Raw genomic sequence first — 26664 nt, forward strand, 5'->3', positions numbered from 1 at the left:
GCGCAGAGCCGGGGCGCTGCCCCAGACCCCGCCGGGACGCTGCCCCAGACCCCACTGGGGCGCTGCCCCAGACCCCACTGGGGCGCTGCCCCAGACCCCGCCGGGACGCTGTCCCGGACCCTGCCAGGGCTTTGCCCTGGACCCACCGGGGGGATGATCCCCCCGGACCCCCCGGATGGGCGTGTGGAGGGGCGGGCGGTGCGGCGGGATGCTGCGAAGATGGGGGCGGCATTTGCCTCGATGCTGCCGCCGCTGGCGCGGCAGGCTCATCGAGGCAAATGCCGCCCCCAACCTGCCCTCGGCCCCGAAGACGGGGCCGAACAGGGTGGAGACGGAGCGACAGGACAGAGCGGGCGATGGCCCCTCTTTTGGATCGGTCCTTTCGCCTAGACTTGCTGCCTGCCCATGAAAATGTAATCTATACCCCGTAAAAAGTTTTTGGGGCGTTTGGCTGTAGGGGCGTACCCTTTGCTGCGGGCCGCTTGGCCCGGGGTTCCCTCCCCCACATTCCTCCTCGCCTCTCGCACCCCCAAAGGAGCCACCATGCAGCGCAGAGCCAGCGGCGTGCTGATGCACATTACTTCGCTTCCGTCCCGGTTCGGCATTGGCGATTTCGGTCCCGGGGCCAGGGCGTTTGCCCGGTTTCTGGCCCAGGCGGCCCAGTCGTATTGGCAGATTTTGCCGCTCACCCCCACGTCGACGTTTATTGGCAATTCGCCCTACAGCAGCGATTCGGCCTTTGCCGTCAATCCGCTGTTGATCAGTCCCGAGGATTTGGCCGCAGCGGGCTGGGTCACGGCCGAGGCCGTTGCGGCGGCGGTGGTTGGCGGCAATCCGGCGGTGGCTGATTACGAGCAGGCCCAGATCAAAAAGGATGCGCTGTTGCGGCTGGCTTTCGGGAACAACCGGGAGCGGCTGGGGCAGGATGCCGGGTTTACGGTATTTTGCCGCGAAGAGGCTGGCTGGCTGGAGGATTATGCGCTGTTTCGGGCGGCCAAGCGGGAGCAGGGCGAGGCCGGCTTTGCCGACTGGCCCAGGGATTTGCGCGACCGCGAGCCCGGGGCGCTGGCCGCCCTGGCCGGGCGTTTGGGCGAGGAGATCGAATACGTCCGGTTCGTGCAGTATCTGGCAGCCGGCCAGTGGAAGGCGCTTCGGGCCGAGCTGCGCCAGTCTGACATCCAGGTCATCGGCGACATGCCCATTTACGTCACCGAGGACAGCGCCGATGTCTGGGCCAATCCGGGCTTGTTCAAGCTGGGCGATGACAAGCGGCCGGTGCTGGTGGCCGGGGTGCCGCCGGATTATTTCAGCGAAACGGGCCAGCGGTGGGGCAACCCGGTCTATGCCTGGCCGGCCCATGAGGCCACCGGCTTTGCCTGGTGGCTGCGGCGCATGGAGCGCACGCTGGCCCTGTACGACATCGTGCGGCTGGATCATTTCCGGGGCTTTGAGGCCTACTGGGAGATTGCGGCCAGTGAAGAAACTGCTGTCCGGGGCGAGTGGGTCAAGGCACCCGGGGAGGCGCTTTTCAAGGCCCTGACCCGTCGTTTCCCGGCCCTGCCGATTATTGCCGAGGATTTGGGCGTCATTACCGCTGAGGTGCGCGAACTGATGCAGGCCTTTAATTTCCCGGGCATGCGGGTGCTCCAGTTCGCCTTTGGTCCGGGCATTGCCGAGAACCGCGACGCGCCGCACAATTACAGCCACAACAGCGTGGCCTACACCGGCACCCATGACAACAACACCAGCCTGGGCTGGGCGCGCAGCGAATCCGGCAGCGAGGCCATGGACGCGCTCTATGCCTATCTCGGCCGCCAGATTCCCCACGAGGAGGTTCCCTGGGAGTTGTTGCGTCTGGTCATGACCAGCGCGGCCTCCAAGGTGATTGTCCCGTTGCAGGACGTGCTGTGCCTGGGCGAGGGCGCGCGCATGAACATGCCGTCGGTAGCCCAGGGCAACTGGTGCTGGCGGGCCGTGGCCGATCAGTTTGAGCCGGCGGTAGCTGCCCGGCTGCGGGCCATGACCGGGATTTTCGGCCGCAATCACTGAGGGTGTCGGAGCTTTTGCCAACGCCAGGCGTTGTCTGACGGACACAGTTTTATGGTTCGCCGCCGCCCCCAGGCGTCGGCGGCGACGACAGAGCGGGGATGCCCCGGGTCGCGGCGAAAAGCATCGTCGCGACCCGGGGCGTTCGCATATCATCCCCTGTTTACGGCACCTTTTGGATGGCCGGGATCTTCCAGGTGCCGTCGATAATGGACGGCGGCGTTTCCTTGGGCCAGTAGAGGCGCAGCATGGGAATAAAGCGCCCTGTCGGCGTCGGGAGCCAGTTGGAGGCTTTCTCCGGGCCGGGGTTTTCGTTTTGCAGATAGAGGTCCACCGAGCCGTCGGCGTTTTTTGTAAGGTCGTTGCGGGCGCTCAAGGTATAACGGTTGAGTGGGTTCGCCACGAAGAAGTACTCGGCGTTATACATGGTCAGCGACCAGAAACCCTCGACCGGCGGCAAAAGCCCCTTGTCAAAGTGCAGCACGTATTTGGCCGACCCGTCGTAGGGCTTGCCCTGGGCGTCCGCTTCCGAAGTCGGGTAGACCGCATCCTGGGGCCGGTTGGCTCCAAGACCAATGGCGGTAATAAGCGCCCGCTGGAGGTAATCCGTACCGTAAAGGCCGGTTTTGGTCGCAAAGACCCAGCCGTTTTCGTCAGTCCCAGCCGACTTGAAATGGGCCATGATGGTTTCAAAGCCGGCCTTGGGAATGGCGGCAAGGGCTTGCTGCACTTCGGGGGTTAGTTTCTTGGGGTCAAACGGCTTTCCGGGGACGATGCCCAGGCGGGCCATTTTTTTGAGCATCGGGGCGTCGTTTGGAGCGGCTGGATTATCCTTCATGAGCGCGGCCAGCAGATTGAAATAGGCCGCGCTGTCCAAGGCGTTGACCTGGTCGCGCACCGGGGTCTTCATGTCGATGGTTGTGTCCACTGTCCCCGGCGTCGGGGTGTAGGGCTTGCCGTAGGCATGCAGCGGCACAACGGAGACGGCGTCCTGGATCGCATGCACGGCCGCGTAATCCTGCGGCGTGCCGGTGCAGTAAATGCGCCCCAGGAGCCACACGACACTGGTCGGCGACTTGTATTCTTTTATGCCCTTGGGCAGTTTCCCCTTCCAGCCGGGACCGGTGATGGCGTATTGCTGCGGGCCTGTTCCGGTGGTGCGTTTGCCGGGCGCCTGGAACACTTCGGTCCAGCCATCGAGCATTGGGAAGAGTGCATACCGGTCGTGCATATCCGGCAGGCTCAGAATCCATGGCTCTTTGCCCACGTCAAGCCAGGTGGTGGTGTAGAGGGTGTCGGCGTTGGGCGCGGTGACGTCCCTGAAGGCGGCGTCGGGATAGGCGCGCATCCGTACCAGTTGCCCCATGGGCGCGCGCGTGCCTTCCGGTTCGCGCACGTTTGTCATCACCCGCTTGGTCATTTCCATGGTGATCAGCGGGTAGCCGAAGATATACGCATCCAGTGCGATCTGCTTGGCTTCCTGGAGGGTGGGCTTGCTGGCGATCTGGGCAAAGGCCGCTTCAGGAGAAGCGTATTGGAGCAGGGCCAGCGTCAAGACGAGCGTTTTTATAAAACTCGCTTTCATGATGGTCTCCTTTGTCCGCCATTGGCCGGCGGGGCCGGCTGCGGTTCTCGGCGCAACCAGGGTGGCAGGATCTATCCCTTGCCGGCGGCGGCGCTATTTGACGACACTGCCGTCAAAGGGTGAACGCTTGGCGGGCGCAGAAGCTGCGGGCAAGGTGACTTCTTTGGTCAGCTTGTCTTTCTCGGACAGCTTGGCCAGGGCATCGAGATCCACGTTGTCCAGATCGAGCAGATTGGCGAGTGGGCCGGGGTTGGCCGTGGAATAATAGGCGAGTTTGAGGGAACCCGTGGCCGCATTGGCCTTGAGCTTGACTTTGACCTTGCCCTTGCGCCAGCGCAGCACGGCGGCACCGTCGTCTGCGGCGGCGGCAGGCTTGCCGAATTCCGCCGTCAGCCGCTTGGCCATGGCGTCGCGCTCGATCAGGCCGTCCAGACGGACATAGGCGGCGAAAAGCTTGCCCGAGGCAAAGCCGTACACCACCACCGGTGCCTGGCCATTTAAGCGATAGCGTTCCTTGAGATTGACGGCGTAGGTGACGCTGCCGTCCTTTTTAAGAGGCATAAACGACGGCAAGGCCGCCAGCGGCGTTCCGAAAGCCGTTCCGGCAAAACCATCAGTCTGGCCAGCCATGGCTGTACCGCCCAGCATGATGCAAAACGCCAGGGCAAAGCAAACAATCCTCCCGCGCATATCCCCTCCTGAGTTCGGATTTCGTATGCCGTAACGTACCCCGGCCGGCAAACGCAAGCCGGTTCGCTTGCAAAAGCCGTCATGGGGCAGCTTTCCTTGGCAGCCGTCGTGCGTGGGCACCAGTCCAGTCCTGGCTTGGGCGGGAGAATCGGCGGTGTTGCGTCGTCGCTGCGCTTGGAACAGCGGCTTGGGGGGCCGCGCACAACTGGAGGAAATATTCCTCGTCGTATTGCGTCGCTGCTGTACTCAGAACAGCGGCTTGGGAGCCTCGTCGGTGGGCACGATTTGTCCGCCGGTCGGAGCCGGGGCCGGCTCGGCCGGCGGCTGGGAGGCTGGCTGGGGCGCGGTTGCCGGGGCCGGCTGCGCTTTTTTGGGTGGCTCGCCTTTAATGACGCGTTTGGTCTTGCGGCCTTTGAGCGTGGCGTCGCGGGGCGGCAGCGGTTTCTGGGGTGATCCTGCCGGCGGCAGCCGGAAATTCGGACCCACCGGCTCGCCGTGGAATTCCTTGATCTTCCACATCAGATGCTCATCGCGCACGAGTCCGAAAAAACAGTCCATGACCGCCTGTTTTTCCTGCCCGGCCTGTTCCCAGGCCAGATCAGCCACCACCCGCACCGAGGCCCGTTCGCCCTTGGTCTGGATGTCCATGGGTTCGCGCCAGACAAGGCGCAGGCCCATGCGCCGCTCGTCGGCCATGGCGGCCGGCAGTTGTTTGGCCAGCTCGCCGCTGCGGATGGGGCGTATGGCGTTGCCTAGAAGCGGCACCACCCGGGCGTCGTCGGTAAAAAGGCGCAGCAGGGCCTTGGCGTCGCCGCTGGCGGCGACTGCGGGATAGGCGACGATGAAGGCATGGACGTTTTTGGCGTCGGCCGAGGCGAAGCCCGTGGGTTTGGGCGCGTCTTTGGGGGCGGCCTTGCCGGCGCAGCCGGGCAGCAGGGCGAGCAGGGCGCAAAGGACGAGCAGCAACCGTACGGCGGCCGGCCGGCCGAGCCGGGTGTTTCCCTGGGGCAGGGGCGAAATCCTGTCGCCCGGGGCGGGCTGGACGACGGCCGGTCCGGCGGACCGGCCATGCCAACGGAAGCCTTCCAACGCTTTGCAACGCAACTTCCGTGCAACCATTCGTCCTCCCTGTCGGTTGGTTGCGCTCAGCGCGGCCCCTTGGCCCGGGGCAGGAGCAGCCGATACGAGCGCAGGCCGTGAACCATCTCGCCCAAAAGCCGCCCGCCGCCGCGCACAAAGCACAGCAGCGGCAAAAAGCCCCATTGCTGGCTGGCGTAGAGCACCCGGCGCAGTCTGCGCGACCAGATCAGTTCCGGCAGAATGTCGCGGCGAAGCCCCTGGCCGTAGATTGCTGCCGGGTCGGCGTTTCGGGTGAGTGCTGCGGCCACCGCCTCGCCGGCCAGTTCGCCGCTGCGCAGGGCGTAGTAGATGCCCTCGCCGAAAAGCGTTTCCACCAGTCCGGCGGCGTCGCCGGCCAACAGCGTGCGGCCGTGCCAGGGCGCGGTCAGATAGTTGCCATAGGGCAGGCCATGGCCTTTGGCCTTATCGGCCAGGGCGGCGGGCAGGCCGAGAAATTCCACGAATTCGCGGAATCTGGCCCGAAATTCCCGGCCGTGGCGGGCGCTGTGGCCGCCGATGCCGATGACGAGCCGGTCGGCGTGGGGGAACACCCAGCCGTAGCCGGCGCGCAAAAATCCCGCATAGACGGTGGGGTGGTCGGCGTGCAGATCGGGATGGACGGTCCCGGCGAGCAGCGCGTCATCGCGGGGCAGGGAAAATTCCAGCGCCCCGCCCATGCCGGCCTTCCAGGCGGCCGTATCAAAGGGGCAGGACCGGCGCACCAGACTGGCCGCGCCGTCGCAGCCGATGACATAGCGGCCGCGAAATTCCCGGCCGTCGTCAAGGCGCACGACCCCGGCCAGGGGATCGACAAAGGCGACATGGCAGCCCAGGCGCACGTCGGCCCCGGCCCGCCCGGCCTGATCGAGCAGATGCTTGTCAAACACCCGGCGGTTGGTGAAATGAAACGGATAAAACGTCTCGCCGCTGGCGATGACGCGCTCGCGAAAGCGGATGCAGTAGCCGGGCATGGCGGCGTTAAAGACGCCCGAGGCGAGCAGCCCCTCGGCGCTCTCGCCGTAGACCCGCTCCAAGACGTCCACGGCCTTCCAGGTGAGCAGCCCGGCGCACAGCTTGTCGCGGGGGAATTCGGCTTTATCGAGCACCAACACGCGCAGGCCCTTTCGGGCCAGCACCTGGGCGGCGGTGGAACCGGCTGGACCGGCTCCGACTATGACGACATCGTGGGTTTCATTCATGGGAAATCGTGCGGCTTTTGGTTTCGGCTGGCCCGGCAGGCCCGGATCGCGGTTGCCAAGGGTGTCTGCCCCGTCTACACAAAAAGCAATCATACCTGCGACACGCCCGGCGGGCAATCCGTTACAAGGTCAATTCGTGATGCAAAAGCTCCACTTTGCTGCGGTGGTGTTCGATTTCGACGGCACCCTGGCGGAACTCGTCCTGGATTTTACGGCCATGAAGGCCCGGCTGGGCCGGGTGGCCGCCACCTTTCTGGCCGATGTGCCGACGCCAAACGGCCTGCCGGCCCTGGAATACGCCCGGTTTCTGGCCGAGACCATCGGCGCGCAGTCGGCCCAGGCCGCGGCCCAGTTCGAGCTGTTTGCCGCCCGTGCCATCATGGACCAGGAAATCGAGGCCGCCCGCGCCGCCCGGCTGTTTCCCGCCACCCGGCCGGCCCTGGCCGCCCTCACCCGGGCCGGCACCCGGGTCGGCATCATCACGCGCAATTGCCGGGCCGCCGTGGAGATCGTTTTTCCCGACGCCGCCGCCTATGCCGGCGTGATCCTGGCCCGCGACGACGCCCGCCACGTCAAACCCGACCCTCGGCATCTCCTTGACGCCTTGCAGGCGCTGGGTGTGCGCCCCGAGGACGCCCTCATGGTTGGTGATCATCCCATGGACGTGGCCACGGGCCAGGCCGCCGGCACCCGCACCGCCGCCCTGGCCAGCGGGCGCACCCCCCTGGCCGAACTGGCCCGCCACAACCCGGATTACCTGGCCGACGACATCGCGGCGCTGGTGGCGATGCTGCAATAACGACGAAAGGCGGGAAGAACAAAACGAATCGGGGCGCTGCCCCGCGCCCCGCCGGGGGGATGATCCCCCCGGACCCCCGCGATGGGGAGTGTGGGGGGGCGGCCGGAGCCGTGAGGTGGCGGCCTTGGTTTGTTTAGGTCAGGCAGGCAACAGGAACAGAAGGCAAGTGATCAAACCGGGGGATTGCATTGATTTCAGCTTCTTTCGACTGCTCCAGCCGGTCCCGGTCAATCTCAAAGATCATTTGCAAGTTCATCCAGTATTGGGGCGTTGTCCCAAAAAATTGGGCTAACCTTCGTGCAGTATCTGCCGTGACGGCGCGTTGTCCCTTGAGAAGCTGTGTTATCCGGTTGGCAGGCACTTTTAAATAGGAGGCCAGTTGATTGGCGCTCATATTGAGTTCCTGTAATTCATCCGCCAACAGCGTCCCAGGATGAATAGGCGTCCTCATAAAATCACCCTTAATCGCAGGCATTGATTGTTTTTAACATCTGTTTTGGCAATGTTTGGGCTTCTGTCTAATGGTAGTTTACTATCTCGACATTTTCGGCCCCTGACTCGCTCCAGGTAAAGCAGATTCTCCACTTGTCATTGATGCGAATACTATATTGACCTTTTCTGTCTCCGCCCAACGCTTCAAAATGATTGCTCGGAGGTTGGCGCAGATCGTAAAGTTCGACAGCCGCTTCAAGTCGGCGTAAACACCGCTCGGCGGCTGATCGAAATGCGCGGAAGTTTTTGTCGCACTCGCCTTTTTCAGAGAGTAATTTTGTCTTTCTGCATTTAAACGACTTAATCATGATCCCCTCTTGAGTATCCTGCCAAGCCGGTCATTCAGAAAAAATAGTACGTTGTACGTCAAACGTCAAGAGGGGGAGGTGCGATTCGCTTGGCCCCCCCCGGCAGCGCCCGTTCGGGCTTACTGCGACCCGCGACCGTCGCCGCACACCTTGAACCGTTCCCGTTTCTTCTCCACCACTTCCTCCCAGGTCGGTTCGGCCCAGGGGATGGCGGTCTGCCGCGACGGGGTCACGATCACCGACCCGCCGGACCAGCCGGCCACATCCACCCGCACCGTGCCGGCTATGGCCTTGGCCTTGGGATTAAACGAGGCCAGAAACGCGGCCGCGTCGGCAACCGTCGCGTCGTCCCAGACCACCCCGGGCAGGCGTCGGGCCAGCCCCAGCGGGCCGGGCAGATCGCGCACCTTAAACAGCAGATCATCCGGGCCAAGCAGCGCTTCCAGGCTGTCGTTGTCGGCCTTGTTGCGGCCAACGGCCATCCAGCGTTCCCCGGCCCAATACTGGCGGCCGATGTTGGCCAGCTCGAAATCCGCCGGCCGGGGGTTGGTGCTGTGCATGAAAAGCGGCAGAAACCGTCGGGCCGAAGCCTGCTCGGTGAGCAGACAGCCGCCGGCCGGCGTGGGAATTTCGGTCAGGCCAAAGGTCGCCGCCAGAGCCATCTGGTCCTTGCGGCCCCGGCCGTTCATGCCGAAAAGCAGCTCCCGATTGACCAGCCCAGAAGCCTCAGGCTCGGTTTCGGGCAGCCGTTTGGCGCACAAGGGCCGCAGCAGGATACCCTTGGTCTCGGAATCGCGGATGATGATATTGAGCGCGTCGATACGCTGGGACATGGGCCGCTGCCCCACAACCTCGCCGGAAATGAGAAACGTCGCGCCGTACTCGGCCAGCAGTTCCTTGGCCCGGCGCAGCATGAGGATTTTGCAGTCGATGCAGGGATTTAAGCACTTGCCAAGGCCTTGGGCCGGGCCGGCGGAGAGCATGTTGACGTAGGCTTCGGAGACGTCCACGGGAATGATATCCAGGCCATAGATGGCCTTCCAGTGCTCGATCTTGTGCGGTTTGCCGAAAAACGGGCTGACAAAATGCAGGCCCAGGACATTGAGGCCCTGGGCGGCGATGGTCTTGGCGGCCAGGATGCTGTCGAGGCCGCCGGAGAAAAGGGCCAGGGCGTGGTAGGATTTCATGCGGCGTAGCTAAAGCCTCGCGGCCCGCAAGGCAAGGGGCAATCGCCGCATGGTCGCCCGTTTGACACGCAAGGGGAACATGGAACGGCTATGCCCTGCCTGCTTGGCCCGCGCTCCTGCGTGGCCGACAAACAGGCGGGCCGGGCGTTTCGGTCTGCCGGAGACGCGCCATGTTGCAGCATCTGCCTGCGGCCGGTGAAGCGGGCGACAGCCAGTCGCTTGCGGCCGACCTTGCCGCCCAGAACGAGCATTTTCTGTATCTTCGCCAATTGCTCCAAGACATCGAGTCGGTGTTCGGCCGCCTGAGCAGCAGTCTGGCCACGCTCCATGTCGGTGTCGAGGAATTGGCCAGAGAAAAAAAGGCCATGCCCATCCGCGAAAAAAAGGCCGTACCCAGCGCAAAGCCGGCAAGCTCCAGGCCGGTCCCCGCCTGACCAGTTCCGCCCAGCGTCTGCTTGATCATCGCGCCAACAGCGCCTGCGGGCGCTGAGCCCCTTTTCTCGCCCCGTTCCGCTGCGGCGTGTCCCTGCCTTTTCCCGGTCGGGACAGACCCTTGGGCGATGCCCGATCCAACCGGACGCCACTTTCCCCCTTTCGCCCGGCGCTAACGAAGTTGCCGGGCGACAGGCTTTTTGCTAGTTGCTCTCCTTTACGCCCCAACAATCAACGCCAGGAGCATGGCGATATGGCCCGAAAGCCCGCGTTAAGCCCCGAAGATTTCCGCAGCGAAGCCCTCGCCACCGCGCTCACCACCATCGAACGCAAGCACGGCCAGGGAGCCGTCATGCGCCTGGAAGATTCGGCCCACGTCAAGATCGCCTCCATCCCCACCGGCTCCATCGGCCTCGATCTGGCGCTCGGCATAGGCGGCATCCCCAAAGGGCGCATCACCGAAATTTACGGCCCGGAATCCTCGGGCAAAACCACGCTGGCCCTGCACATCATCGCCGAATCCCAAAAACTCGGCGGCACGGCCGCGTTTATCGACGCCGAACACGCGCTGGATATCAACTATGCCCGGCGTCTGGGCGTGAACACCCCGGAACTGCTCATTGCCCAGCCCGACTTCGGCGAACAGGCCCTGGATATCGCCGATCTGCTGGTGCGCTCCAGCGCCGTGGACGTGGTGGTCATCGACTCGGTGGCTGCACTCATTCCCCAGGCCGAACTCGAAGGCGAAATGGGCGAAACCCAAGTCGGCGGCCAGGCCCGGCTCATGTCCCACGCCATGCGCAAACTTACCGGCACCATTCACAAATCCAATACGTCGGTGATCTTTATTAACCAGATCCGCATGAAGATCGGCATGACCGGCTACGGCAGCCCGGAAACCACCACCGGCGGTAATGCGCTCAAATTCTACGCCAGCATCCGCCTGGATATCCGCCGCATCCAGACACTTAAAGACAAAGAAGAAACCTACGGCAGCCGCTGCCGGGTCAAAGTGGTCAAAAACAAGTGCGCGCCGCCGTTCCGTGAGGCCCTGTTCGATATCCTCTACGGCACAGGCGTGTCCCGCGAAGGCGAACTCATCGATATGGGCGTCGAAGCCGGTATCGTGGACAAGTCCGGTTCCTGGTTCTCCTTTGGCTCCGAACGCCTAGGCCAGGGCCGCGACAATATCCGGGCCTTTTTGCAGGAACATACCGATATCCGCGACCAGATCGAAGGCAAACTGCGCGAACATCTGGGATTTGCCGAATACGCCCCGCCGCCCACCCCTGAAGCGCTGGAAGAAGAAGACGGGATGTAGGTAGAAAGAAGTCGCAGAACGAATATACTCAGAGCAGAACAATTCTGTTCATTGTCGAGATCTGATGTCTTGAGTAAAGGTGGGGAGGTTGTTTTGTAATGCCCTTTTCTCCTTCTGTTAAAGAAGCCGTGTTAGTTAAATCGTGGAGGCGATGTGCTCTTTGCGGCTGCTATAAAGGTGTGAATGTCGAGGTTCACCATATTGTCCAGGAGGCAGTTGGAGGCCCGAATACGGAAGAAAATGCCATTTGTTTATGTTTTGATTGTCATGCGGGTGCTGGACATTACAATCCAAAGCACCCGCGTGGGACCAAGTTTTCCCCAGAGGAATTAAGGCGTCAAAGAGACGAATTTTATAAGGCCATTGAGGATAGCCGGCTATCCCTTTCGGTTAAAGATCAGTTCCCAGAGTGCTATACTCGCTATCTGGTTGTGATGAGCCCTGAACTTGTCGAGCGGATGTTTAAAAAGAGAATCGGTGAGGCTCCTTTTAAATACACCTACATCTACAAGAATCGTGTATATGACTTTGTCGATGCTATCGTTTCTGATGAGTTTTGTCATGTTGGATTTAAGAATCTTGGTGAATATGGCAGTGAAGATGCATTGTTGGTCGATTATCCGGAGCTACGCAATAGTGACTCCAGGAGACTCACTCGGCAAGATGTTGGGAAGATGACGATTGAGTCAAAATTGTTAATGAAAATTGTCAACAGTAATTTTGATGTTGAGAGTTTCGGTCTTGTAAGAAAAGTGTGGGATGGATGCGGCGGTGGCCAATGGTTCGTCGAAGCGATTTGCCGGCGACCGTATTTTGTATTCCTTCAGATTGAAAATAGAAGCAATTTTTCATTTTGTATCGACAGATTTCGCATCGAGGGAAGTCGGCCAAGTGGTTTTGTGTGGCCCCTTGATGAAGAGCGTGTTGATTCAGAGATTACCGAAGAGCATATAATGTTGGCTCCGGGTGAGTCTGTTTTAGTCCCGACTGCCTGTCTCCTTGGGCCGGTAGGATATGATCCTCTCTCACTTGATTATGAAGTTGGCGCTCTTGAAGAAGGGTGTGAGTATTCTTCCGTGGGATACCGATATGATGATTCTGAACGGGACTATTACGGCTTCGGTCATTTTTTTATACCACGAGAGATGTCGCTCAAAGTAAACAATAATAGTGAATTGTTTGCTTTTCATAAATTTGATCCAAAAAGATGCTACGTTGTGGATATGCAGTGGATGTGTGGAAGCTGCCCGCATGTTTATTTTTTTGTGCATGGATACTGGGTTTATTATGGTGAGATACTGCAAAACAGTTCTCCGTCTTGTTCTGAAAATTGTCTTGTTCGCGTCCCGTTAGGAGCGACTAAATGCAGAATTGTCGAGCTTGAGAATGAAATTTGCTTTGTAAAGTCTGTGCGAATTGGAGCTTGTTGTCTGTTCCAGAATGTTTTTTTGAGAAAGGGTGATGCTCTGGAATTTGAAATCACTGGCTTGTCAAATGTCGAAATTGTTGGATATTACGATGCATTGCTCGCGAGGCCACTTGATTACAGAATGAGACGAAGCAAAGACAGTTTGCGAATCGCATATCAAAAGAATACGCTTTGTATTTTATCAACCTAGTGTTTTCGCTCGCTAGCACAAGCATAGCTCATTAGTCTTAATGGGCTTTTTATTGATGGGGGAACTTCACAGCGAAGAATCTCCGTCCTATTTCGTCATGTGGAGGCATAAAAACAATGATGACGGCTACCGAGATTCGCGCCAAGTTTCTGGAATTTTTCGCGTCCAAGGGCCATCAGGTGGTGGCGTCGTCGCCGCTGGTGCCGCGCGAAGACCCGACGCTCCTTTTCACCAACGCCGGCATGGTCCAGTTTAAAAAGGTCTTTCTCGGCCAGGACAAACCCGGGTACGTTCGGGCCACCACCTCGCAGAAATGCCTGCGCGTGGGCGGCAAGCACAACGACCTGGAAAACGTCGGCCGCACCGCCCGCCATCACACCTTTTTCGAGATGCTCGGCAATTTTTCCTTTGGCGACTATTTCAAGGAAGACGCCATCACCTTTGCCTGGGAGTTCCTCACCGAGGTCATCGGCCTGGACAAGTCGCGTCTGTATGCCACGGTCTATCTTGACGACGACGAGGCCCACGGGCTGTGGAAAAAGATCGCGGGCCTGTCTGACGACCGCATCTTTCGCCTGGGCGACAAGGACAATTTCTGGTCCATGGGCGACACCGGCCCTTGCGGCCCCTGTTCCGAGATCATGTACGACCGGGGCGAGGCCGTGGGCTGCGGCCCGGGTTGCGGCATCGGCCAGTGCGACTGCGACCGCTATCTGGAAATCTGGAATCTGGTCTTTATGCAGTACGACCAGATCGAGCCGGGCAACCGCGTGTCATTGCCGCGCCCCAGCATCGACACCGGCATGGGCCTGGAGCGCATTGCCGCCGTGGTCCAGGGCGTGCATTCCAATTTCGACATTGATCTTTTTCAGACCATTATCAGTTCGGCCGCCACCATCGCCGGGGTGACCTACGGCGACAACGACGAGCACGACACCGCCCTGCGGGTCATCGGCGATCACAGCCGGTCCGTGGCGTTTCTGCTGGCCGATGGCGTCATGCCTTCCAACGAGGGCCGGGGCTATGTGCTGCGCCGGCTGATTCGCCGGGCCTTGCGGTTCGGGAAGCTCATCGGCCTGTCCGATCCGTTCCTCTATAAGACCGCTGGCGTCGTGGTCGATGTCATGGGCGAGGCGTTCCCGGAGCTTGGGGCCAGCCGCGAGTTCATGGAACGGGTGGTGCGCGAGGAAGAGGAGCGTTTCAGCGTCACCCTCGATAAAGGGCTGGCCATTCTGGCCGAGGAACTCGACCGCATGACAGCGGCCGGCGAGACGGTCATCACCGGCGAATTTGCCTTCAAGCTCTACGACACCTACGGCTTCCCGCTGGATATCGTCAACGACGTGGCCGGCAAGCGCGGCATCACGGCCGACGAGGACGGTTACCGGGCCGCCATGGCCGAGCAGAAGGCCCGGGCCAAAAAGGCCTGGAAGGGCTCCGGCGAAACCGACCCGGCCGTGCTGTTTCTGGAACTGCTCGAATCCGGCATGAAGTCGCGCTTTGTGGGCTATGACCAGTTGACGGCGCAAAGCCGGGTCAATGCGCTCATTTCCGCCGAAGGGCTGGCGGTCGAACGTCTGGTGGCCGGCGAGACCGGCTACATGGTCTGCGCCGTGACGCCCTTTTACGGCGAATCCGGCGGACAGGCCGGCGACGTGGGCCTTGTGACCACGCTGACCGGCGACGTGGCCGTCATTGGCACCATCAAGGCCGGGGCGGAGCTGACGGCGCATCATATCGAGGTCAAAACCGGCGAGATACTCCTCGACCAGGAAGCCGAGCTGGCCGTGGACATTGCCGTACATGCCGCCACCGCCCGCAACCACACCTGCACCCATCTGCTGCACAAGGCCCTTAAAAACGTGCTGGGCAGCCACGTCAATCAGGCCGGCTCGCTGGTGACGCCTGACCGGCTGCGCTTTGACTTTTCCCATATCGCGGCCATGACCCCGGACGAACTGTCCCGGGTGGAGGACGAGGTCAACGCGGCGATCCTGCTGGACGCCCCGGTGGTGACCGAAGTGCTCGGTATCGAAGCGGCTCGGGCCAAGGGGGCCACGGCGCTTTTCGGCGAAAAATACGGCGACGAAGTGCGCGTGGTCGATGTCCAGGGCGTGTCCATGGAACTGTGCGGCGGCACGCATATTAAAGCCACGGGACAGGCCGGCAGCTTCTACATTTTATCCGAAGCAGGCGTAGCCGCCGGCACGAGGCGCATCGAAGCGGCCACGGGCGTTAATGCGCTCAACCACGTGCGCGCTCTGCGCGGCGAGCTCGACGAGACGCTTAGAACCGTCAAGGCCAAGCCGGGCGAACTGGCTGGCCGGGTCAAAAAGCTCCTCGACGAGATCAAGGCGCTTGGCAAGGACAAGGAGCAACTCGCTGCCAAACTGGCGTCCGGCCAGGGTCGCGACCTCATGGCCGGCCTGGAAGACGTCAATGGTGTGCCGCTGTTGTGCGCCCGGGTGGAGGCGCCCAGCGTCAAGGCCCTGCGCGACGCCATGGACGATCTGCGCAGCAAGCTGCCCTCTGGCGTCATCGCCATCGCGGCCGAGCAGGAAGGCGGCAAGGTGAGTCTTATTGTGGCGGTCAGCAAAGATCTGCACGCCAAGTTCACAGCCCCGGCGCTCATTAAAGACGCTGCAGCGGCAGTCGGCGGTTCCGGCGGCGGCCGGCCGGACATGGCCCAGGCCGGCGGCACGAACCCGGCCGGCATCGACGAAGCCTTCGCCAAGGTCAAAGCGGCCGTGGCGGGGTAGCGAGGGAAGAGGAAGAGGAATAGGAAAAGGCAGAAGATGCCTCCGGCGGCCGGGGGGGATAATCCCCCCCGGACCCCCTTGATAGGAGAAGTTTTTTGTGGGTCTGGGGAGTGGACGGCTGTGGACAGGGGCGGACGACGTGGGCGCTTGACGGGTGCCACCGTTGGTCCGGGGCCAAGAAGGCGCAATCCCTTTGGAAACCCCGGGGCCTGATTCTTTCTCGAAGGCTCTTTTGAAATGATTGGGGTCCGGCAAGGCCCCAGGAAGAAGCGAAAGGCGGCTCCGGCAAAGGGCCGCCTTTTTTGCGCCCGTTGACCGAGGCCGCCAGCATGACTATACAAAGGCTATCCAAAGTTGGAGGGACGCGTATGGAAGTGACGTTAAGCAAATGGGGCAACAGCCTGGGGTTGCGCATTCCCAAGAATTTGGCGGCCGAGGCCGGGGTCGCGGCCGGAGACGTGCTGGATCTGGTGGCCACGCCTGAGGGTATTGTGGTCAAAAAGGCCTGCAAACGGCCACGCTATGATCTTAATACGCTGCTGGCCGGTGTGCGCGACGACAATCGGCACGGCGCAATCGACCTGGACGGACCGCAGGGGCGGGAATTGTTGTGACAGCGGTTCCCGAGCGCGGCGATTTCGTGCACCTGGATTTCGACCCCCAGGCCGGCCATGAGCAGCGTGGAGCGCGGTTTGGGCTGGTGCTCTCGCCGGCTTCGTTTAACCGGGTGACGGGCTTTGCCTTTATCGCACCCGTGACCGGGCAGACCAAGGGCTATCCCTTCGAGGTGGCGATCCCGGCTGGCGAGCGCGTGGCCGGTGTGGTGCTGGCCGATCAGACCAAAAGCCTGGACTGGCGCGCGCGCGGGGTCACGGTCAAGGGCCGCGCCCCGGACGCCGTGGTGGGGCAGGTGCTCGGCCTGCTGGAAGCGGTGCTGTTGGCAGAGTGAAGGCGCTGCGGTCCCGGCTTACCGTCCTCCCGCCTGCCTGCGGCTCCGGTCACGTTCGTAAGAACTATGGTATTGTAACCTATTGAGTGAGTACAAGCATGCGTTTTATTGATATCGACCAGTGGGATCGAAAGCAGCATTTCCAGTTCTTTCAGAGCCGGAGAAATCCCTGTCTGGCTGTGACCACGCAGGTTTCTGTCGAGAATCTTATTTTGTATAGAAAGCAATGCAAGGAAAAGCGGCCGAAGCTGTCTGACTGCCTGTACTATGCCATCATGAACAGTGTGAACAGCGTGGCGGAACTGCGGCTGCGTCTTGTCGATCTGCGGCCGGTGGAATTTGCCACGGTGGACGCCGGCTTCACGTATGTGCCCCAGGGTGGAAAGCTGCATTGCAATTGCGTCGCCGCCTATGATGCGTCGTTTGCCGTGTTCGCGCAAACGTTGCAGGCGGCCCGGGACGCGGCAGACGCCCACCCGACCCTGACGCCGCCGGGCGCGGAGGGCCAGGGACTGGTCTATATGAGTAATTTGCCGGATGTCGCCTTTACGGCCGTATCCAATCCCTGGGGCGACCCGTGGCAGGATTCCGTGCCGCGCGTGGTGTTTGGAAAAATCGATACGCGGCTGTTGACGCTGCCTGTTGCGCTGGAAGGGTTGCATAGCTTCGTGGACGGCAAACACGTGGGCCTGTTCTTTGCGCGCCTGGAAGCCGTGCTGGGTGACCCTGAGGCGTCGTTTTCGGCCACCTGAGCATCTGCCCAGGGCATGCGGTTCTTTCCGCGATCCTCAACCACGAGGCGATTTCCCGGGTAGCCTGCGCGCAAAGGTGTCGCAGATGTAGCAATGCCATGCCGCCCAGCCCCTCCTATGTGTGCTGTTCGTCGGCCGCCCCCGCTTTGAGCTGCACTAATTTCCAGGATTGGTTAACCATCAGCAGGGTGCAACCCAGCAACAGCAGCGCGCTGATGGAAAAAATGACGTCCTCTATATTTTGCGTATCAATAATGGCGTCAGGGATTTTGATGCAGGCGACGCAGGCTTCCATAAAAAGACCGAGCAAAAGATAGCACAGCCCGTATTCGTGGCAGAGATGGTCAACCGTGGTCTGGAAAGGCGACTGGAATTCGGGGTAGAGCTTGAAGATGCTCATAAACGTTTGCCGCTCTTCAACGGCCACGCCGTAGCCGATGAGAATGACGCCGAGATATTCCGAGATGTTTTCAAGCTCCAGGCCGTGGCTGGCGGTGTCATAGATCATCGGGATCATGACCCAGAGCGAGAGGGCGGAGACTGCCGTCAAAAAGAGATTGAAGACGATGATGCCAGAGCGGCTGGTCAGCGCCAGGAGTACTTGCGACACCAAACTGAAGTTTTTCCGAGCGGCCATGGTGTCCTCTGGGTTCTGCTGTTTGGCCAGAATGGCTGGCGGGTTGCCCTTGTCCGTATTCCATTTCCAGTGACGTTTTGTCGGCGGCCCGCATGCGTCAGACGCTGCGCAAACGGCCGATTTGGCTGCTTACGCAGCGTTCTGGCTCAGACCATAGCGGATTCGGATACGGCAGGAGCCGGCGGTTTGTCGAGCATGGCAACCGCTGTTGGGCAGTTGGCGCGCCGGGACAGGGCACAGGAATACGTCCGGGGCTTGTGTCGAAAAGCCAGGAAACTTCCCTGGAGAAAGCGTGGGGTGAGCAGACGCCACGGTGTGCGGCCGATCCCGCGTGGCAGCAGATGATACCACGCATAGCCCCGGGTGCGGTAGTGGGCTTTGGCCTGGGGCAGAAAACCGGCCTGTCCGGCGGCGTAGAGGGCGGCATCGCGCTGGCAGCGCGACGCGGCCATGGCGTCGAGGATGCGGGGATCGAATCCCCGACGGGAAAAAATACGGCGCGCCCGACGCGCTTCGGCCAACCGCGACAAGGCGTCGCACAGCGACAATGCCGCCCCGCCGGAGGTGGCCATGGCCAGGGCGGCCTGGAGTGAGGCGCTGCAAAACAGACCCAGTGATACGCCGGCCGCCAGCGCCATGACCGAGGCCATGGTCATGGGCAGCGGAGCGGCGAAAAGGAGGTGGATGATGTGGTGCAGCACGATTTAGTGAACAAGCGATGCCCTGGCCTGCGCCTGTCTGTCAAGCCGGCGGGAACAGGCTTGACAGACGGCGGTTTTTTCGGTGCAAACGGGTCATGACCTTGGAGGTGAGGCCATGAACCGTTGGGGCATGGGGACCATGCTGTACCGCGCCACCATCTGCTATGGGCTGCTGGCGATTCTCTACGATACTATTTTACTTGCCGCATTTTGCGACCGGCTGGTGCCCGAGCGGCTGGCCCTGGCTGCAGCCGGTGTCCTGCTGTTCCTGGGGCTTGTCATCTACGCCTTGGGCACGTTTTCCGTCTATAAGGCCATCGACGCCGGATAACTCGCCACGCGCGGCATCTTTGCCGTGGTGCGCCATCCGCTCTATGCGGCCTGGGTCTGGTGCATCGTGCCGGGGCTGGCGCTTATGCAGGGGACGTTGCTGGCGTTGCTGGCACCGGTGGTGGCGGCTCTCTTTTACAAACTGTGCATTCCCCACGAAGAGGCCTGGCTGCACGATCTGCATGGCGAAGCCTACAAAGCGTATAGCCGGCGTGTCGGCGGCATCGTACCCCGCTTCGGCCGGACCCAGGAGGACGGATAAGGCCCCGCCACCGGCTTGCCCGCCGGAGCAACGGTGGTTCCCGCCAAACGCCTCCCCCGACTGCCCCGGTCTTTAGCCGGCCAAATTGCCAGCCATCCCCATAACCCCTTTAAAAACTTCTCCTATCAAGGGGGTCCGGGGGGGATTATCCCCCCCGGCCGCCGGAGGCCTCTTCTGCCTTCCTCCCCAAGCCTCCCTCCGGCGCCTCAGGCCCGCGCCGAGAACATGATCGGCGTGACGGGTTTGACCGTGGCAGCGGCGGCGTAGCCGGCCAGGGCCTGGCGGCGGGTCAGGGCGTTGGGTTCGGGCGCGGCGTCCAGGGCCGGCGTCTCGGCCAGCTTGGCGATGGTTGCGGCGGCGTCCAGGGCGTCGGTGAAGGGTGTCTGGGCCGATGCCCCGGTGAGGTCGAATTCGTAGTCCGTGGCGGAAAAGCGCACGGAAAAGGGGCCGATGGTCAGGCCGCCCTGGCGGTTGATGATTTTGCCATCCACGCGGGGCATGGCGGGCGTCAAGCGTGACGCCTCGCGCTGGTAGGCCCCAAGGGGAGAGGTGGCGGCAATGGCGGCCATGGGCGGACTCCGGGCGCAATGCGCCGCGCGACGGGGACACGAGCGTGCCTGCCCTCGCGGTCCCGAACAAAAGGGACCGGCTCCGTCCATGGAGGAAAGGACTTCTAGATTAAGACGGTTTTCGGGTCTTGGCAAGGGGAGGTGCCACGAGCCTGGGCGATGACCGCATGGGGGAGCACACGTTCTGGTTGATTCCGCCGCCGTTCCCCTTGCCGGCTTGACCCTTGGCCCCGGCCGGGTATTGTCGATGTGCGGACCTGTCCGCCCCGGAGGCCGTCATCATGGAACAGTGCGAACTGCCGCGACGCCAGACGTCGCTTGACCGCGTCAAAACGATGCTGCCGCGCCTGCTGCCGTTTCTGCGCTGGTGGCCCAGGGTCAACCGCCGCACCATGGCCGCCGATGTGTGGGCCGGGCTGACCGGCGCGGTCATCGTGCTGCCGCAGGGCGTGGCCTTTGCCGCCATTGCCGGGCTGCCGCCCCAGTACGGTCTCTATGCCGCCATGGTTCCGGTGGTGGTGGCGGCGCTGTTCGGCTCCTCCTGGCATCTCATCTCCGGTCCGACCACGGCCATATCGCTTGTGGTCTACGCCAACGTCAGCCAGCTCGCCCCGGTCGGCTCGCCGGAATACATCCGCCTCGTGCTGGCGCTCACTGGTTTGTGCGGGCTGGTGCAGTTTGGTTTGGGCCTGGCCCGGCTGGGCGGGGTGGTCAATTTCGTGTCCCATTCGGTGGTGACCGGCTTTACGGCCGGGGCGGCCATTCTCATCGCCACCAGCCAATTGGGTCATTTTTTCGGAATCACCCTGCCGCGCGGCGGGTCGTTCCTGGAGACCTGGGCGACCTTTGTGCACGACTTTCCGGCCATAAACGGCCATGTGGCCTTCATTGCCGGGGCAACCCTGGCCATCGCCCTGGTCCTTCGCCGGCTGTGGCCGCGTTCGCCGGCCCTGCTTTTGGCCCTGATCGGCGGCAGTTTCATCTGCCATCTGGTGGACGGGGCCGGCCACGGGGCCAAGCTGGTGGGGGCGTTGCCGGCCAGTCTGGCCCCGCTGTCGTTGCCGGAATTTAACCTGGACACCTTCCGAGTGCTGTTTCCGGGCGCCCTGGCCGTGGCCATGCTGGGTCTGGCCGAGGCGGTGTCCATTGCCCGGGCCGTGGCTGTGCGCTCGGAGCAGGCTATCGACAACAGCCAGGAATTTATCGGCCAGGGGCTGGCCAATCTGGCCGGCAGTTTTTTTTCGGGCTATGCCTCGTCCGGGTCGTTCACCCGCACCGGGGTCAATTTCGACGCCGGGGCCAAGACGCCGCTGGCGGCCGTCTTTTCGGCCCTGTTCCTGGCCGCCGTGCTGCTGCTTATCGCCCCGGCCACGGCCTATCTGCCCAATGCCGCCATGGCCGGGGTCATCGTGCTGGTGGCAGCCGGGCTGGTCAACGTCAAGGCCATCCGGCACATCCTGCATACGGACCGGTCCGAGGCCGGGGTGCTGGCCGCCACCTTTCTGGCCACGCTGTTTGTGGCCCTTGAATTCGCCATCTATGCCGGGGTGATGCTGTCGCTGCTGCTGTATTTGCGCCGCACCAGCCATCCGCATTTCATCACCCTGGCCCCGGACCCGAGCACCGCGCACCGCGCTCTGACCAACATCCGGCGCAAGACCCTGGCCGAGTGCCCGCAACTGAAAATCCTGCGCCTGGACGGCTCGATCTTTTTCGGGGCCGTCAACCACATCGCCGAGGAATTGCACCGCATCGTGAACCACAGTCCCGAGCAGTGCCACATCCTTATCCTCGGTTCGGGCATCAATTTCATCGACGCCGGCGGCTGCCACATGCTCTTTCACGAAGCCGGGGCCATGAAACTGTCGGGACGGGAGATTTTTTTCTGTTCGCTCAAGCGCGAGGTGCTGGAGCTGCTGCAAAGGGGCGGGTGTCTGGCCCGCATCGGGGCGGAAAATGTGTTTCCGAACAAGGAATCGGCCATTGCCGGCATCGTGTCGCGCCTTGACCCCGAACGCTGCGCCTGCTGCGCCGTCCGGGTCTTTGCCGAATGCGCCGGGCGTCCCGGCGGCTGGGCGTCCATGCCGCAACGGCCCGATCCCGAAGCAGTGGTCGGGCAGGAGTAGGGGCGCGCGCGGTCGGGTGCAGCGGGCTTGGAGCGGGAGCGTGCGCTTTTACGGCACTCCGGCGGCCACCGGTGCGGCAAGTTCCCGGCGGCGTGACCTTAGAGCGAGGACGTGCGCTTTTTACGGCACTCCGGGCACAGGCCGTAGAGGTAGAGTTTGTGGCCGGTCAGGGCAAAGCCGTGCCGCCGGGCCACTTCTTCCTGAAGCCGCTCGATGGCCGGGTCCACCACCTCGACGTTGACGCCGCAGGCCTCGCAGATGAGGTGGTCGTGGTGGCTTTGGCCGTAGAGGATCTCGTAGCGCATGGCCCCGTCGCCGAATTCCACGGCCTTGGCCAGGCCCGAGTCGGCCAGCAGTTTCAAGGTGCGATAGACGGTTGCCTGTCCGATGGACGGGAACTCGGTCTTGACCTTTTGATACAGTTCTTCCGACGTGAGGTGGCCTTCCTCGGCCAGAAAAACGTCGAGAATCTGGCGCCGCTGGGGCGTCATCTTGAGCTTTTGGCGCGCCACGAAATCGGCAAACAGCGCATAGGGGTCTTTCATGCGGCAAAAATCCTGTTCCCTTCAATTGGGGCAAGTGTAGCGGCCCGCAGCCGCCGGGTCAATGCGGGCCGGGCACATGACGCGAAAACCCGCGCGTTAGGCCACCGCGCGCTTGACCGAGGCCACCAGCGTTGGCACGTCGAGAATGAGCGACATGGTGCCGTCGCCATTGATGGTGGCCCCGGAAATCCCTGACACGGAGCCGATGTAGTTGCCAAGGCTCTTGATCACGGTCTGCTGCTGCCCAAGCACCTGATCCACGGCAATGCCGGCGCGCTCGCCCTCAAAGCGGGTAATGACGATCTGTTCGATGGCCGGCGGCCGGCCGTCGAGTTCAAACGCCTCGCGCAGCCGGATAAACGGCACGATCTCGCCGCGCAACTGGATGGTGCGGCCGCGGCCGGACGCCTCGGCCCGGTCCCGGGGCAGCTCCACGCATTCCTCCACCAACGACAGCGGTATGATGTACTGGTCCTCGCCGGCTTTGATCTGCAGTCCGTCGATGATGGCCAGGGTCAGGGGCAGTTTGATGGTGATGCGCGTGCCTTTGCCCGGTTCGCTTTGCACGTCGATCTTGCCGCGAAGCGCGTCCATGCTGCGCTTGACCACATCCATGCCCACGCCCCGGCCCGAGATGCTGGTGATTTTTTCCGCCGTGGAAAAGCCGGGCAAAAAGATCAGGTTGAAACATTCGCTGTCCGACAGGCGGGTTTCGGCCGGGATGAGTCCCTTTTCCACGGCCTTGGCCCGGATGCGCTCGGCGCTCATGCCTTTGCCGTCGTCGGTGATGGAAAGCACCACCTCGCCGCCGGCGTGCTCGGCCGACAGGGTGATGGTGCCGGCTTCGGGCTTGCCGGCAGCCAGACGTTCCCCGGGCGATTCGATGCCGTGGTCGATGCTGTTGCGCAGCAGATGCACCAGCGGATCGTTGAGCTGTTCGATGACGGTCTTGTCGAGTTCGGTTTCGCCGCCCTCGGTGACCAGCTCGATGGATTTGGCCATTTCCGAGGACAGATCGCGCACCAGCCGGCGGAAGCGGCTAAAGGTCGTGCCGATGGGCAGCATGCGGATGCCGAGGGTATTGTCGCGCAATTCGTTGGACAGGCGCTCGATTTCCTCGGCCACGCTGACCAGGGCCGGCTGGGCCAGACTGGAGGCGAGTTGGGTGAGCCTCGCCTGGGCGATGACCAGCTCGCCGACCAGATTGACCAGATCGTCGAGCTTGCCGGCATCCACCCGCAGACTTTGCATGGCCTCTTTTTTGGCGGCCGGGGCCGGTCGTTTGGCCTCGGCGTCTGGCTGTGGGGGCTGGGGGGAAGCGGCCTGGACCGGGCCGGGGTCCGGGGCTGTGGCACCGGGCTGGGCCGGCGCGGCCGGTTGGACCGGGGGCTGCGGGCTGCTGGCCCGGGCTTTGGCCGTATCGGCACCCGCTGCCGCAGGCGGGGCCAGGGCCGTGGGCGTCAGGACGGTCGGCTCGGGACCGGCCGGCTCGATACGCACATCGTGCTGATTTTCCAGAAACAAAAAGACGTCGCGCAAGGTGTTGGCGTCGCAGGCCACGGCCGGGTCCGGGGCCAGATGCACGGAAAAGCGCAGCCGGCAATCGGCCGGGTTAAGTTCGTCCAGGGGCGGCAGGCCGGACAGGTCGCAGGCCACGGTGGCCTGCCCCAGGGTGCGTAATTCATCGAGCAGGGCCAGGGGATCATTGCGCTCCAGGAAGCCGGGCTCTGACGGGGCCACCAGGATGCTCCAGCAGCAGGGTTCGCCGACGTCGGCCGCACCCGTTGCCGCGTCGTCAGACTCCCGGCCGGTCTGGTCCGGGGCGTTGGCGGCACTGGACGCACCGGGGGTGGGTGGCAAGTCAGGGGTGCGCAACAGTTCCTTGAGCCGGGTGGCGAGCCGGGGGTCTTCTTCGGCGGCCGGATCGGCTCCTTCGGCCAGCATGGCGACGAAGCGGTCTTTGGCGGCAAAGGCGGCGTCGAGCAGGGGTTTGTTCACCTGCCGCCAGCCGCTGCGGACCTGGTCAAACAGGGATTCCAGGTCGTGGGCCAGCACCACCACCGGACGGATGCCGAACATGTCGCAACCGCCCTTGAGGGTATGCACGGCCCGAAACACCCGATCAACCTGTTCGACGGCGGCCGGGTTGGTTTCCAGTTCGAGCAAGGCTCCGTCGAGTTCGGCCAGGTTCTCGACCACTTCTTCCCGGAACAGGGCGCAGGTTTCTTCGTCGAAAGCCATCCAGTCCTCCGAAAAATGTCTTAGCCGACGGCGAGCAGATCCCCGGGCAGCCCGGCGTCGGCCAGGGCTTCGGGGGTGATTCCGGCCCGGCGGGCGGTGGCGGCGACAGCGTCCGGGGGTGCGGTCGACTGCACCAGGGACAGCCCCTGCCCGGCAAAGGTCCGGGCCGCAGCCAGGAGCACTTGCAGCATGGCCAGATCACAGGATTGGGGGGCGTTCCAGTCAAGGGTTGCCGGCAGGCCTTGGGACAGGGCCTGGAGCAGGGCTTCCCGGGCCGTGGCCGCGTCGGGCGTTTCCCCGGGGCGAAGGGCCAGGACGGCCTGCTGCGCACCCAGGCTGAGCTGCCAGGGGCCAAAGGCCACGGATGCGGCGGCAGGCTCAGGCGTCGGGGACGCCTGGGGAGACGCCGGGGGGGGCGCGGCCTGGACATCCGGGAGGTCCAGCGCGACGGGATGGATACGGCTGACGTCCAGGGCGAACAGGTAGCCGATGATATCGGGTTCGACGATGGAGGCGTAGAGCACGTAAAAGGGGATGCGGTTGACCGGGGGGGCATCCAGGTCGCCAACGGCCGCCAGTTCCATGCGGCAGTCGATGATAAGCCCGCTGGATTCCATGGTGTTGATGACGTCGAGTGGCGTTTTGCCCCGGGCCTGGACATCGTGGATGAGGTCGTATTCCACGAGGTAGAGATTTTTGCCGCCGCTGGTTCCCTGGCGCAGGGTGAGTTCGTCTTCCTCGAAGATGACCTCGCCGCCGGGCAGGCGGATGGGGGTTTGGGCGGTGGCCTGGGCGCGCTGTTCCGTGGTGAGGTGTTCGGTGGTCAGGCCCGAGAGGCTGTCCAGGAGCTGGCTTATGTCCTGGCCGTCGCTGGCCGGGCCGGCCACCACCAGGGAGAGCAGGCGGTCGAAACCGGTGAGCAACTGGTTGATGACGCGGGTGTCGGGCACCACCTCGCGGCTGCGGATGAGGTGCAGCAGGCTTTCCAGTTTGTGGGACAGGTCGCGGATGTTGTTGAGATTGAGAAACCCCGCGCCGCCTTTGATGGAGTGGGCGGCCCGAAAGACCGTATTGACGAGTTCCTCGTCGATGTCGGCCCCGTGCCGTTCCATGTCCATAAGGGCGGTTTCGATGTTGGCGAGGTGCTCGCTGCTGTCCTCAATGAACATGGAAAGGATTTCATCGTCCAGCTGGTCCATGGGATCTCCGCGTCGGTCAGGCGGGTTGGATGGAGAAATGTTTGTCCAGGCGCATGGTGCGCAAAAGCGTGGCCAGATCCGGGCTGACGTGGTCCAGGGTCAGCTTGCCGCCTTTCTGGGACAGGCTGTTGTGCACGGCGATCAACAGGCCGATGCCGACGGAGTCGATGAGTTCCACCCGGGCCAGATCGATGGTCAGCGGCCCGGTGAGCTGGGCCACGATGTCTTTGAGTTGGGCGCGCAGCTCATCTGCCATGGAGGCGACGATGTCTCCGGACGGACGCACCACAGTGTGCCCGTCTTCGATGTGAATGTCGTGCATAAAAAGGCTCCGCGTGGTTTTGTCCCCGGGTTTTTGCGGGGTGGCAGCCGGTCCCCGCAGGCCGGAAACGGCCTTGGTCAGGGTCAGCTGGTTGCCGGCGGCGTTAAAGCGCACGTCGTCGGCGTACAGGGTGAGGATGGTGAGCCCCCGGCCGCTGGTGGCTTCGGGCGGCGGGGGTTGGGCCAGGCTCGCGCGCCAGTCGAAACCCGGCCCCTGGTCGGTGACGGTGAGGGTGAGGCGGCCGTCGGCGGCGGCCACGACCAGCGTCACCTGGCGCAGGGGGTCGGACCGGTTGCCGTGGATGACGGCGTTTAAAAGGGCTTCGCGCAACAGCAGTTTGACGTCAAACAGGCTGCCGGTGACGTTTAAGCCGGTGATAAAACGGACGGTTTCCTCCACGGCCCGGTCAAGTAGGGCCAGGGTGGCGGAAAACCGGAAGGTGCGCCCGCCCGGGAGGGTCTGGATTTCAAACATG

The 26664-nt window shown here is 62.9% G+C and carries 25 protein-coding genes and 1 pseudogene; 12 read left to right on the forward strand and 14 right to left on the reverse strand.

Annotated features, from left to right (window positions below; all coding sequences use genetic code 11):
• The first annotated feature begins 543 nt into the window (after positions 1-543).
• On the forward strand, positions 544-2049 hold the full coding sequence (gene malQ, locus GTA51_RS03825; protein WP_160958840.1) for a 4-alpha-glucanotransferase: 1506 nt from the start codon (positions 544-546) through the stop codon (positions 2047-2049).
• A gap of 160 nt (positions 2050-2209) precedes the next feature.
• On the opposite strand, the gene GTA51_RS03830 is transcribed toward malQ, so the two are convergent.
• The 4 genes from GTA51_RS03830 to GTA51_RS03845 form a co-directional block, all read right to left on the reverse strand.
• Positions 2210-3631, reverse strand: coding sequence for a DUF1254 domain-containing protein (locus tag GTA51_RS03830; protein ID WP_160958842.1), 1422 nt, complete (start codon positions 3629-3631; stop codon positions 2210-2212).
• A 93-nt stretch (positions 3632-3724) separates the two neighbouring features.
• On the reverse strand, positions 3725-4321 hold the full coding sequence (locus GTA51_RS03835) for a hypothetical protein (protein ID WP_160958843.1): 597 nt from the start codon (positions 4319-4321) through the stop codon (positions 3725-3727).
• Between the two features lie 246 nt (positions 4322-4567).
• Entirely contained in the window at positions 4568-5440 is an 873-nt protein-coding gene (locus GTA51_RS03840; protein ID WP_246197958.1) for a Cif family virulence factor, read from the reverse strand.
• Between the two features lie 26 nt (positions 5441-5466).
• Positions 5467-6639 carry a geranylgeranyl reductase family protein gene (locus tag GTA51_RS03845; RefSeq protein ID WP_160958845.1) on the reverse strand — a complete coding sequence of 391 codons (1173 nt, stop codon included), beginning with the start codon at positions 6637-6639 and terminating at the stop codon, positions 5467-5469.
• Positions 6640-6778: 139 nt separating this feature from the next.
• On the opposite strand from GTA51_RS03845, the gene GTA51_RS03850 reads away from it, so the two are divergent.
• On the forward strand, positions 6779-7438 hold the full coding sequence (locus tag GTA51_RS03850) for an HAD family hydrolase (RefSeq protein ID WP_160959062.1): 660 nt from the start codon (positions 6779-6781) through the stop codon (positions 7436-7438).
• 133 nt (positions 7439-7571) lie between these two features.
• Here the strand turns inward: GTA51_RS03850 and GTA51_RS03855 are convergent, their stop codons facing one another.
• The 3 genes from GTA51_RS03855 to GTA51_RS03865 all read right to left on the reverse strand — a co-directional run bounded on the left by GTA51_RS03855 (position 7572) and on the right by GTA51_RS03865 (position 9425).
• Entirely contained in the window at positions 7572-7913 is a 342-nt protein-coding gene (locus tag GTA51_RS03855) for a HigA family addiction module antitoxin (protein WP_343039455.1), read from the reverse strand.
• Positions 7914-7956: 43 nt separating this feature from the next.
• Positions 7957-8238, reverse strand: coding sequence for a type II toxin-antitoxin system RelE/ParE family toxin (locus GTA51_RS03860; RefSeq protein WP_160958848.1), 282 nt, complete (start codon positions 8236-8238; stop codon positions 7957-7959).
• A gap of 119 nt (positions 8239-8357) precedes the next feature.
• Positions 8358-9425, reverse strand: a complete 1068-nt coding sequence (locus GTA51_RS03865) for an adenine nucleotide alpha hydrolase family protein (protein WP_160958849.1) — start codon at positions 9423-9425, stop codon at positions 8358-8360.
• 170 nt (positions 9426-9595) lie between these two features.
• Between GTA51_RS03865 and GTA51_RS03870 the strand changes: the two genes are divergently transcribed.
• The 7 genes from GTA51_RS03870 (at position 9596) to GTA51_RS03900 (ending at position 17257) form a co-directional block, all read left to right on the forward strand.
• A complete protein-coding gene (locus GTA51_RS03870) occupies positions 9596-9859 on the forward strand; it encodes a hypothetical protein (RefSeq protein WP_160958851.1) in 264 nt (87 codons plus the stop codon).
• A gap of 251 nt (positions 9860-10110) precedes the next feature.
• Positions 10111-11178 (forward strand): recombinase RecA, encoded by a 1068-nt coding sequence (gene recA / locus GTA51_RS03875; RefSeq protein WP_160958852.1) that lies wholly within the window; start codon positions 10111-10113, stop codon positions 11176-11178.
• A 98-nt stretch (positions 11179-11276) separates the two neighbouring features.
• On the forward strand, positions 11277-12797 hold the full coding sequence (locus GTA51_RS03880; protein WP_160958854.1) for an HNH endonuclease: 1521 nt from the start codon (positions 11277-11279) through the stop codon (positions 12795-12797).
• 116 nt (positions 12798-12913) lie between these two features.
• Complete coding sequence (alaS, locus tag GTA51_RS03885; RefSeq protein WP_160958856.1) at positions 12914-15556, forward strand: alanine--tRNA ligase; 2643 nt, start codon at positions 12914-12916, stop codon at positions 15554-15556.
• Between the two features lie 368 nt (positions 15557-15924).
• Positions 15925-16170 carry an AbrB/MazE/SpoVT family DNA-binding domain-containing protein gene (locus GTA51_RS03890; protein ID WP_160958857.1) on the forward strand — a complete coding sequence of 82 codons (246 nt, stop codon included), beginning with the start codon at positions 15925-15927 and terminating at the stop codon, positions 16168-16170.
• Positions 16167-16505, forward strand: coding sequence for a type II toxin-antitoxin system PemK/MazF family toxin (locus GTA51_RS03895; RefSeq protein ID WP_160958859.1), 339 nt, complete (start codon positions 16167-16169; stop codon positions 16503-16505). Before GTA51_RS03890 ends, GTA51_RS03895 begins: the two co-directional genes overlap by 4 nt.
• Before the next feature lie 98 nt (positions 16506-16603).
• The gene (locus tag GTA51_RS03900) at positions 16604-17257 is read left to right on the forward strand and encodes a CatA-like O-acetyltransferase (protein WP_160958860.1); all 654 of its coding nucleotides are present in this window, start codon (positions 16604-16606) and stop codon (positions 17255-17257) included.
• A 115-nt stretch (positions 17258-17372) separates the two neighbouring features.
• Here the strand turns inward: GTA51_RS03900 and GTA51_RS03905 are convergent, their stop codons facing one another.
• Together GTA51_RS03905 and GTA51_RS03910 are read right to left on the reverse strand one after the other, a co-directional pair.
• Positions 17373-17894, reverse strand: a complete 522-nt coding sequence (locus GTA51_RS03905; protein ID WP_160958862.1) for a hypothetical protein — start codon at positions 17892-17894, stop codon at positions 17373-17375.
• 146 nt (positions 17895-18040) lie between these two features.
• A complete protein-coding gene (locus GTA51_RS03910; protein ID WP_211922423.1) occupies positions 18041-18595 on the reverse strand; it encodes a hypothetical protein in 555 nt (184 codons plus the stop codon).
• 115 nt (positions 18596-18710) lie between these two features.
• Between GTA51_RS03910 and GTA51_RS20870 the strand changes: the two genes are divergently transcribed.
• On the forward strand, positions 18711-18926 hold the full coding sequence (locus tag GTA51_RS20870) for a hypothetical protein (protein ID WP_246197961.1): 216 nt from the start codon (positions 18711-18713) through the stop codon (positions 18924-18926).
• 12 nt (positions 18927-18938) lie between these two features.
• Positions 18939-19187 (forward strand): annotated as a pseudogene (locus GTA51_RS20875) (methyltransferase family protein); the annotation flags it as partial.
• A gap of 206 nt (positions 19188-19393) precedes the next feature.
• Here GTA51_RS20875 and GTA51_RS03920 read toward each other — a convergent pair.
• A complete protein-coding gene (locus GTA51_RS03920) occupies positions 19394-19756 on the reverse strand; it encodes a hypothetical protein (protein WP_160958864.1) in 363 nt (120 codons plus the stop codon).
• 281 nt (positions 19757-20037) lie between these two features.
• Here GTA51_RS03920 and GTA51_RS03925 point away from each other — a divergent pair, with 281 nt between their 5' ends.
• Positions 20038-21882, forward strand: coding sequence for a SulP family inorganic anion transporter (locus tag GTA51_RS03925; RefSeq protein ID WP_160958865.1), 1845 nt, complete (start codon positions 20038-20040; stop codon positions 21880-21882).
• Positions 21883-21980: 98 nt separating this feature from the next.
• On the opposite strand, the gene GTA51_RS03930 is transcribed toward GTA51_RS03925, so the two are convergent.
• The 4 genes from GTA51_RS03930 to GTA51_RS03945 form a co-directional block, all read right to left on the reverse strand.
• Positions 21981-22427, reverse strand: a complete 447-nt coding sequence (locus GTA51_RS03930; RefSeq protein WP_160958867.1) for a Fur family transcriptional regulator — start codon at positions 22425-22427, stop codon at positions 21981-21983.
• Positions 22428-22523: 96 nt separating this feature from the next.
• Positions 22524-24668, reverse strand: coding sequence for a chemotaxis protein CheA (locus tag GTA51_RS03935; protein WP_160958868.1), 2145 nt, complete (start codon positions 24666-24668; stop codon positions 22524-22526).
• Positions 24669-24688: 20 nt separating this feature from the next.
• Positions 24689-25867 (reverse strand): Hpt domain-containing protein, encoded by a 1179-nt coding sequence (locus GTA51_RS03940; protein ID WP_160958870.1) that lies wholly within the window; start codon positions 25865-25867, stop codon positions 24689-24691.
• Between the two features lie 16 nt (positions 25868-25883).
• Positions 25884-26663, reverse strand: a complete 780-nt coding sequence (locus GTA51_RS03945) for an ATP-binding protein (RefSeq protein ID WP_160958871.1) — start codon at positions 26661-26663, stop codon at positions 25884-25886.
• Position 26664: the final 1 nt, after the last annotated feature.

The organism is Solidesulfovibrio aerotolerans, assembly GCF_009856865.1.
GTDB lineage: Bacteria > Desulfobacterota > Desulfovibrionia > Desulfovibrionales > Desulfovibrionaceae > Solidesulfovibrio > Solidesulfovibrio aerotolerans.